The organism is Neobacillus sedimentimangrovi, from assembly GCF_010614825.1.
GTDB lineage: Bacteria > Bacillota > Bacilli > Bacillales > Cytobacillaceae > Neobacillus > Neobacillus thermocopriae.
Map to the genome: position 1 here is coordinate 1 of NZ_JAAFZF010000094.1, position 2417 is coordinate 2417.

Below are 2417 nucleotides of genomic sequence, written 5' to 3' on the forward strand. Positions count from 1 at the left end.
ATGGGAAATCTCATCTTGAGGGGGGCTTCATGCTTAGATGCTTTCAGCACTTATCCCTTCCGCACATAGCTACCCAGCGGTGCCTTTGGCAAGACAACTGGTACACCAGCGGTGCGTCCATCCCGGTCCTCTCGTACTAAGGACAGCTCCTCTCAAATTTCCTACGCCCACGACGGATAGGGACCGAACTGTCTCACGACGTTCTGAACCCAGCTCGCGTACCGCTTTAATGGGCGAACAGCCCAACCCTTGGGACCGACTACAGCCCCAGGATGCGATGAGCCGACATCGAGGTGCCAAACCTCCCCGTCGATGTGGACTCTTGGGGGAGATAAGCCTGTTATCCCCGGGGTAGCTTTTATCCGTTGAGCGATGGCCCTTCCATGCGGAACCACCGGATCACTAAGCCCGACTTTCGTCCCTGCTCGACTTGTAGGTCTCGCAGTCAAGCTCCCTTGTGCCTTTACACTCTGCGAATGATTTCCAACCATTCTGAGGGAACCTTTGGGCGCCTCCGTTACTCTTTAGGAGGCGACCGCCCCAGTCAAACTGCCCACCTGACACTGTCTCCCACCCCGATAAGGGGTGCGGGTTAGAATTTCAATACAGCCAGGGTAGTATCCCACCGACGCCTCCACCGAAGCTGGCGCTCCGGCTTCCACGGCTCCTACCTATCCTGTACAAGCTGTACCAAAATTCAATATCAGGCTGCAGTAAAGCTCCACGGGGTCTTTCCGTCCTGTCGCGGGTAACCTGCATCTTCACAGGTACTATAATTTCACCGAGTCTCTCGTTGAGACAGTGCCCAGATCGTTACGCCTTTCGTGCGGGTCGGAACTTACCCGACAAGGAATTTCGCTACCTTAGGACCGTTATAGTTACGGCCGCCGTTTACTGGGGCTTCGATTCAGAGCTTCGCGTGAGCTAACCCTTCCTCTTAACCTTCCAGCACCGGGCAGGCGTCAGCCCCTATACTTCGCCTTGCGGCTTCGCAGAGACCTGTGTTTTTGCTAAACAGTCGCCTGGGCCTATTCACTGCGGCTCATCAAGGCTATGCACCCTAATGAGCACCCCTTCTCCCGAAGTTACGGGGTCATTTTGCCGAGTTCCTTAACGAGAGTTCTCTCGCTCACCTTAGGATTCTCTCCTCGCCTACCTGTGTCGGTTTGCGGTACGGGCACCTTTTATCTCGCTAGAGGCTTTTCTTGGCAGTGTGGAATCAGGAACTTCGGTACTCAAATTCCCTCGGCATCACAGCTCAGCCTTAACGGCAAACGGATTTTCCTATTTGCCAGCCTAACTGCTTACACGCGCATAACCAGCAGCGCGCTTACCCTATCCTCCTGCGTCCCCCCATCACTCAAACGATAAAGAGGTGGTACAGGAATATCAACCTGTTGTCCATCGCCTACGCCTTTCGGCCTCGGCTTAGGTCCCGACTAACCCTGAGCGGACGAGCCTTCCTCAGGAAACCTTAGGCATACGGTGGATGAGATTCTCACTCATCTTTCGCTACTCATACCGGCATTCTCACTTCTAAGCGCTCCACCAGTCCTTACGGTCTAGCTTCAACGCCCTTAGAACGCTCTCCTACCGCGGACACCAGAAGGTGTCCACCCACAGCTTCGGTGATACGTTTAGCCCCGGTACATTTTCGGCGCAGAGTCACTCGACCAGTGAGCTATTACGCACTCTTTAAATGGTGGCTGCTTCTAAGCCAACATCCTGGTTGTCTAAGCAACTCCACATCCTTTTCCACTTAACGTATACTTTGGGACCTTAGCTGGTGGTCTGGGCTGTTTCCCTTTTGACCATGGATCTTATCACTCATAGTCTGACTCCCACGGATAAGTCATTGGCATTCGGAGTTTATCTGAATTCGGTAACCCGATGAGGGCCCCTAGTCCAAACAGTGCTCTACCTCCAAGACTCTCACTACGTGAGGCTAGCCCTAAAGCTATTTCGGAGAGAACCAGCTATCTCCAAGTTCGATTGGAATTTCTCCGCTACCCACACCTCATCCCCGCACTTTTCAACGTGCGTGGGTTCGGGCCTCCATCCAGTGTTACCTGGACTTCACCCTGGACATGGGTAGATCACCTGGTTTCGGGTCTACGACTACATACTCATTCGCCCTATTCAGACTCGCTTTCGCTACGGCTCCGTCTCTTCAACTTAACCTCGCATGTAATCGTAACTCGCCGGTTCATTCTACAAAAGGCACGCCATCACCCATAAACGGGCTCTGACTACTTGTAGGCACACGGTTTCAGGTTCTCTTTCACTCCCCTCCCGGGGTGCTTTTCACCTTTCCCTCACGGTACTGGTTCACTATCGGTCACTAGGGAGTATTTAGCCTTGGGAGATGGTCCTCCCTGCTTCCGACCAGATTTCACGTGTCCGGCCGTACTCAGGAT

General features: G+C 53.6%; 1 rRNA gene. It reads right to left on the minus strand.

The window, feature by feature from the left end:
* Nucleotides 1-2417 (minus strand): 23S ribosomal RNA (locus tag GZA11_RS16270); the annotation flags it as partial.